The sequence below is a fragment of the Haladaptatus sp. T7 genome (assembly GCF_026008575.1).
Classification (GTDB): Archaea; Halobacteriota; Halobacteria; order Halobacteriales; family Haladaptataceae; genus Haladaptatus; species Haladaptatus paucihalophilus.
Genome location: NZ_BROP01000007.1, coordinates 1 through 6951, shown reverse-complemented (window position 1 = coordinate 6951; position 6951 = coordinate 1). Strand labels below are relative to the sequence as shown.

Annotated in this window: 5 protein-coding genes; 2 read left to right on the top strand and 3 right to left on the bottom strand. The window is 64.0% G+C overall.

Features of this window, described 5'->3' with window-relative positions; translation table 11 throughout:
* Positions 1-105: 105 nt before the first annotated feature.
* Together OPC11_RS17260 and OPC11_RS17255 are read right to left on the bottom strand one after the other, a co-directional pair.
* Positions 106-1293 (bottom strand): PQQ-like beta-propeller repeat protein, encoded by a 1188-nt coding sequence (locus OPC11_RS17260; protein WP_264782744.1) that lies wholly within the window; start codon positions 1291-1293, stop codon positions 106-108.
* A 97-nt stretch (positions 1294-1390) separates the two neighbouring features.
* The gene (locus tag OPC11_RS17255; RefSeq protein ID WP_069450027.1) at positions 1391-2359 is read right to left on the bottom strand and encodes a TIGR00269 family protein; all 969 of its coding nucleotides are present in this window, start codon (positions 2357-2359) and stop codon (positions 1391-1393) included.
* Positions 2360-2698: 339 nt separating this feature from the next.
* Between OPC11_RS17255 and OPC11_RS17250 the strand changes: the two genes are divergently transcribed.
* Positions 2699-4831 carry a PQQ-binding-like beta-propeller repeat protein gene (locus OPC11_RS17250; protein WP_264782743.1) on the top strand — a complete coding sequence of 711 codons (2133 nt, stop codon included), beginning with the start codon at positions 2699-2701 and terminating at the stop codon, positions 4829-4831.
* A 16-nt stretch (positions 4832-4847) separates the two neighbouring features.
* Here the strand turns inward: OPC11_RS17250 and OPC11_RS17245 are convergent, their stop codons facing one another.
* Positions 4848-5993 (bottom strand): rhodanese-like domain-containing protein, encoded by a 1146-nt coding sequence (locus OPC11_RS17245; protein WP_007982482.1) that lies wholly within the window; start codon positions 5991-5993, stop codon positions 4848-4850.
* Between the two features lie 173 nt (positions 5994-6166).
* Between OPC11_RS17245 and OPC11_RS17240 the strand changes: the two genes are divergently transcribed.
* Complete coding sequence (locus OPC11_RS17240; protein WP_264782742.1) at positions 6167-6814, top strand: hypothetical protein; 648 nt, start codon at positions 6167-6169, stop codon at positions 6812-6814.
* The last annotated feature ends 137 nt before the right edge of the window (positions 6815-6951 follow it).

The following is a 6951-nucleotide window of genomic DNA, read 5'->3' as shown; positions in this document are numbered from 1 at the left end:
CGTCTTCCGCTCTCGTCTTCCGCTCTCGTCTTCCGCTCTCGTCTTCCGCTCTCGTCTTCCGCTCTCGTCTTTCGTTCTCGTCTTTCGTTTTTTCGTATCCCTGCCTCACTCCAGCGCGACCAACTGGTACGTCTCTTCGCCGGTTTGTGCGACGACGTAGAGCGCGCCGTCGTTCAGCACGGGACCGAACCTGACGGGACCGTAAAACGACTTCTCGAACCGTCGCGCCGGTCCGTCTCCCGAGAGCAACCCGGACGACGGCGTGGGGTCGAAGGCGAACAGTTTCTCCCCGCCGACGAAGAGCGTATCGCGGACGAGGGCCGGAGCGGTCCGACGCCAGTCGCCCGTGTCTTCTGTCCACAGTTGCTCGCCGGTTGCCGGGTCGATGGCGTGTAGCCCTTTCGTCCCGGCGGCGTAGAGGTTTGCTTTCACCGCGAGTCCGCCGTTCGCCCACCCGGTTTCGACGCTCCAATCGATGTCCAACCGCGGTTCGGTCTCGGTTCTGATGCCGTAGGTCTTCCCGTCGAGGCAGTTGACGTAGATGCCGTCGGTGTCGATGGTCGGCGGCGCTTGGGGTTGCGAGGGGAGGCCCCACTCGCCCCACCCGGTTCCGTCTGGTCCGAGCACGTATATCTTTCCGGCCTCGGTCGCCAGCGTGACCCCCCGAGAACCACACGGCGACGAGCCGAGGAGGGTGCCGAACAGGCGGCGAGACCAATCGGTCTCGCCCGTTTTCGAATCGACGCGATACACCATCTCGCCGACCGGAACGTACAGCCGGTCCCCGCCGTACGCCGATGGTGCCGCCACGGTTCCGTCGGCGTCGAACGTCCGTTCCCATTTCGTCGTCCCGGTTTTCGCGTCGAGCGCGCGAAGCCGATTGCTCGCCCCGACGTACACCGTCCCGTCGCGGACGAGCGGCGCGGTTTCGGCTTGGTCCTCGTCGGTGGCCCACAGCATCGACCCGTCCCGTGCGTCGTACGCTTCGAGCCGGTTCGGAACCGGGAGGAACACCCGTCCGTCGGACGCCACCGGGGCGTGAAACAACAGTTGTGGAGCATCGACGCGCCAGCGCTCGGTGACGCCATCGACGGGGGCGTTCCCGTCCGCGACGGTGCGCGTGTTGCTGGCGTTACAGCCGAAACTCGACCACTCGCCGTTCGCGCCGTCGATGTGTTCTTCGGGGTCGGGCGATTCGTCCGCGCCCGCTTTCGGGGGGTCGTCGGCCGTCGTCGCACAACCGGCGAGCGCGGCCGTCGCGCCGAGGGCGAGAAACCGTCGTCGGGAGGGCATGCCTGCCGTGTCGAATCAGCGAGTAATAAGTCTTCTTCGCTGTCGTGATTCGTGCGAACCGAACTACGCCTCCGCCCTCCGCTTTACGCCCTCCGCCCTACGCCGCGTGAATCGCGTCCACGAGCGAGCACTTCCGACACACGTCTCGCGTCGTCGCCGCGCCACAGCGTTCGCACTCGTTGAGTTCTCGTTTGCCGTCACCGGCACCGAACTCGTCGGCCGCGAGCTTGGCGAGCTCCTCGTACCCGGCCATGATGGAGTGACGCGTTCCGGGGTGATTTTCCTCCAGCGACAGCATCAACTGCTGAATCTCGGCGCGATAGGCCTCGCTGGAGTGGGGACACTCCGTGATGTGTGCGGGAAGGTCTTCGAGGTGCGCGTACAGCGCGACCTCCTTTTCGGGAACGTCGCGAAGGGGTTTCGCCCGGGGGACGAACTCGTCTTGGTCGGACCGCTCGTCGAACCCGGCCAGACTCGCGTCGAAGTGTTTCGCCACTTGAGCGACGTCGCCTTCGAGGAAGTTCATCAGCGCCGTTTCCGCCTCGTCGTCCAGATTGTGCCCGGTGAGGAGTTTGTCCGCGCCGTACTCCTCCGCGTACTTCGAGAGCAGGTCGCGGCGGAAGACGCCGCAGTACGCACAGGCGGCCATGTTCTCGGGGTCCTTTCCCACCACGTCGTCCATGCGCAGGTCGAACTCCTCCTCGTAGCTGACGACCTCGTGTCGGATGTCGAGGTCGTCGGTGAGTTCGAGGCAGGCGTCCAGACTCTTGTCTCGATAGCCCTCGATACCCTCGTGAATCGTCAGCGCGACGAGTTCGATCCGCGGGTCGTCCGCGAACGTGTCGTGGAGGATTTTCGTGAGCACGACGCTATCTTTCCCGCCCGAAAGGCCGATGAGCCAGACTTGCGGGTCGTCCGGCGTCGCCGACGCGGGCAACAGGTTATCGTCGCGGATTCGGCGTCGAAGTCGCTTCTCGACCGACCGACAGAAGTGGTCGTCGCAGAGATGCAGCCCCGAATAAGCCGCGTGCATGACGGCCTCCCGGTCGCACTTATCGCAGTCCATTACGTGTCGGTTGCGTCGCGGGCCGTTTCACGGTTTCGCTCCGGTATAAATCGGATGGTGCGATAGCAAATGCGGTCGCGGCGATGTGACGGTCACGAAACCGGAGGGCAAAACAAGCAAGTGAGTGCGAATCAAAACGGTTAGTCAACGCCACAGGAGCGGGTCGGAAGCGAACTCCGACATAGGGTATCGGTCGGTCGAGAGAATCGACCATTGCGGACGGAAGATATCAGACACCACCCGTCGTATCTCACCCCTGAGAACTGATAAGTTGCCGTCGTACGACGATAGTTTCGGGCAACAGGAGTCGATTGCAGCCGATTTAACCCCTGAATAATAATGCGACGAGGCGGCGGCATGCAGTTCATGGGTAAGCCCTTCGACGAGACGCGGCGGAGTTTTCTCACACTGAGCGGTGTTGCTATCGGGGCGACCGGATTCGTGGGGAGCGTGACGTCCGAGACGGGAACGACCACGAATCGAGCGTGGGCGTCGTTTCAGCACGACGCCGGAAACACGGGCACCACCCCGGACGGGACCGACCCAGGCCCGGATGCGTGGATAGAGTGGAGCGAACAGGTGAGCGACCGTCCGCTCCACTCGCCGACCGTCGCGGACGGTATCGTCTACGTCAGCGACGTTTCCGGCGAGATAACGGCGTTCGACACGGACACCCGAGAGACGCGATGGACGGCACGAATCAGAGGGTTGGACTACGCTCCGAGCGTCGTCGGCGACACCGTGTACGCCGCCGGGACTGACCTCGTTGCGCTCTCGGCCGCAGACGGCAGCGAACGCTGGCGATTCGACGTCGGAATCGCGGAGTCGTCCCCCGTAACCGCCGCCGACGGAACCCTATTCTTCAAAACCAGCGACGTGAACGGCCAAGGGTCGTGCTGGGCGGTCGATGCCGCGACGGGGACGGAACGCTGGCACGTTCGCCTCCCGACGGGCAAGGACGGCGAAACGCCGAGCGCCGAACACGTACCTCCGGCGGTCGTCGGCGGTGTCGCGTACTTCGCCGACAAGGACGCGGTGTACGCCCTCCGCGCGGAGGACGGCACGCCACGGTGGCAAGCGAGCGTCGATGGGATCATCGACCACGCACCGACCGTTGCGAACGATACCGTCTACGTGTGTGGAGAACGGGCGTTCGCGCTCTCGGCCGACGACGGACGGGCGAAATGGAAGACCGACCTCGGCGACTCGGCGCGTTTGAGCCAGTCGCCCGCCGTCACCGACGACGCCGTTGTCGTCACGGACGGCTCTCGGGCACGGATTTGGGCGCTGGCCGCTGACGACGGAGCGATTCGCTGGACGGTCGAAGGAACCGGAGGCTCCGCGGGAACGCCCGTCATCGCGGACGAAACGACCTACGTTCCCATCGCCGACGACGAGGACGGCCTCGTCGCACTCGACCTGCAATCGGGCGACCAACGGTGGTGGGTCCCGATTCGAAATCTCAGCAATTCGTCGCTTCCACCGGCCATCGACGACGCCATCTACGTCACCGGTCGAGAGGGATTTCTCTACGCCGTCGCCGATCCGACGTGGCTCGACTGGCGAGCGAACCAAATCGGGTCGCTCGCGGTCGACGAAAACGTCTACGTTTCGAACGGCCGCGGCCACTTCTCCGCGCTCGACGCCGAAACAGGGTCGAAGCGGTGGCGTGGGGAAGCCGACGAAACCCCCGTCACGGCGAACGGAATGGTCTACGGAACGGACTGGTCGGCCGTCGTCGCCTACACGCCGGACGGAACGGAACGGTGGCGTTTCGACTGTGACGGGAAAATCACGACCGAACCAGTGGTCACGGACGACTCCGTCGTCGTCGCTGGCGACGGCTGGGTAACGGCGCTCGACCCGACCACTGGCACGCACCGCTGGACGAACGACGGGGATTGTGCCGGACTCGGGACGGTCGAAGCGCTGTCCGCCGAAGGAAAAACGGCGTTCGCGGTCGTGGACGGCCGCGTCGTAGCGCTCGATTTCGATGAACGACAGTGGTCGGCCGGGAGCGGCGTTCAAACCATCGCCGTCGGCGACGCGGTGTACACCGGGACCGACCAAAACGAGGTCGTCGCCTACGGTTTCGACGGAACGGAACTGTGGAACGCGACGCTCGACGACGGCAACCAAGTGACGAGTCTCGTCGCGGATGACGGTCTCTACGCCGTGACGACAGCCGTTACGAGCACCGGAACCGACAGCCGCGAGTGGTTGGTTTCGCTCGACGAAGGAACGGTTGACTGGACGTTCCACCCGAAATTCCTCCCGTTCGGGTCGCTCTGTGAACCGGTTGTCGAGGACGAAACGGTCTACGTCGGTGCCAGCGACCGTCGAGTGTACGCGCTCTCGGCGGCGGACGGCACCGAACAGCGGCGATTCGAAACCGGCGGTGTGGTCGAGTCGGTCGCGGTCGACGGCGACCGCGTGTACGCGACGGCCGACGAAACCTACGCGTTCCGATAGCGGACGGGCGATTCGGCTACGGTGCGGAACAACGGTTCGGCCCCAATTCGAGTTCGGTTGCTTCCCCCTCGTCGTCGGGTTCGTCCAGTCCGCGATTGATGGCGATGACGGTTTCGTAGTTCGGCGGCTTCTCCGGGACGGTTTCGGTCAGTCGAGCGACGAACTCGTCTTCGGGCAACTGGAGTACGTCGAGTTCACGCCGTAGGTCACCGACCGTCGCCTGAATCGGCTGTCCCGGACTACCGTGTGCGAAGCGTCCGTCCTCCGTGACGGTGACGTGGCCCGGCAAGACGACGACGCTGTCCGGCTCGCTCATCAGCACTTTGTGCAGGGAGTCGTACTGCATTTCTGCCCCTTTTCCGGCCCCCTCCTCGCCGAACTCCAGTTCGGTGCGTCCGATGGAATCCACGAACAGGGTATCTCCCGTGAGGACGGCTTCGTCGTTCACGAGATAGCTGGTGATTTCGGAGGTGTGCCCCGGCGTGTAAACGGCTTTGATGTCCGTATCGCCGACGCGAACCACATCGTTCCGTCCGAGAGCGTCGTACTCGTATTCGACGCCGCGTTTCCGAGCGCGCTCGCCGAGATGGTACGGAACGCCGAGCTCGTCGGCGAGCCGTCGGCCACCAGAGATGTGGTCGGCGTGGATGTGCGTATCGAAGACGTGCGTGATGTCGTAGCCGCGAGCAGCGGCCGCGTCGCGGAACTCGTCGATGTGGCGGCTCACGTCGATGGCCGCCGCCTCGCCGTCACTTCCGACGAGGTAGCCGAGACAACCCTTCGCGCGCCGCTGTATCTGGACGATTTCCGCGTCACCGTCCGTCTCTATCGGGACGTGTTCGTACACCTGACTCCACTCCTCCATGCCGCCTTCGACGACCTTCACGTCCTCGAAGCCGTGCTTTTCGAGTTCGTCGACGAAATGGGCCGAAGAAATCCCTTTCGCACAGACGGTGAGGATTTCGTCGTTTCCGTCGAGCATCGACTCGACGGCCGACGCACCGTCCTCCGAAAGCGATTCGTCCGGGCCGAAGGGGAAGTTCACGGCCCCCTGGATGTGCCACGACTCGAAGCTCTCTTCCGGTCGCGTATCGAGGAGGACGAACTCCTCGTCGGCGTCCTGTTTGTCCGCTAATTCCTCCGGAGTAATCGCTTCGACCATATCGGACGGTTCGGCAGCGACGGCGAAAGGAGTGTCGGGCGGTGTGCGAACGAGACAATGGAGAAGAGAGATGTGAGGAGAGGTGAGAACTATGGAAACGGAAACCAAACGGCCGTCACCGAACCTTCGTCGTTCCATCGCACTTATCCACGACAACCCCGAATCAAGCACCGATGGAGCGAAGCGCGGCAATCGAACGCGTCGAGGAGATCGTCGAAACGGTCGAGAACGACACCATGCCGGTTCCCGTCCGCGAGATTTGGGTGTACGGCGACGTGTCCCTCGGACTCGCCCCCATCGACAGACTCGACGTGTACGTGACCAAGGACATCCTCCTCCGCGGCGACGACGCCGACCGCGAGACTGAGTTCGTCGAATCGCACGGCGTGAAGGGAATCGGAAAGACGGTTCGTGCGGAGTGGGCCGACGAACATCCCGAACTGATTCGAGCGAGCGAAAACGGCTACACCGCCCCGGAGAAGTGTCTCGCGGCTCACTTGCTTCCGGACGACGAACCGGTTCACCTCGAAGTCTGCAATTCCAGTTTCGAGGACAACGTTACCCAACGCTTGCGCGGCGCGATGGCGCGAGAGGCCTACGAACAAATCCTCGACCCTCGAGGCGTCTGTCTCTGGGTGGATGGGCAACGGAGCGACGAAGCGTTTCGCAAGCTACGGGAGGGGGAGTTCGCCTTCCCGACGCTCCCGGCCGCACTGGAGATGCTCGGCATGGACGAAGAGGAGACGGAAGAAGCGGCACAGGCCGTCGAATCCTACCGTCGGCGACAGGAGGGAACGACGGTTCGCGGCGACGTAGTGTAGCAACTGTACGGGCGAACAGGTGGCACAACCGGTTTCGCGCGAGGGACGGCCACGCACCCGTCTCGACCGCTCGCGCGCCGACGATCAGGTCATGCCGGGGTTGGTCCCGGCACGGTATATAAACCCTCGCTGTGCTC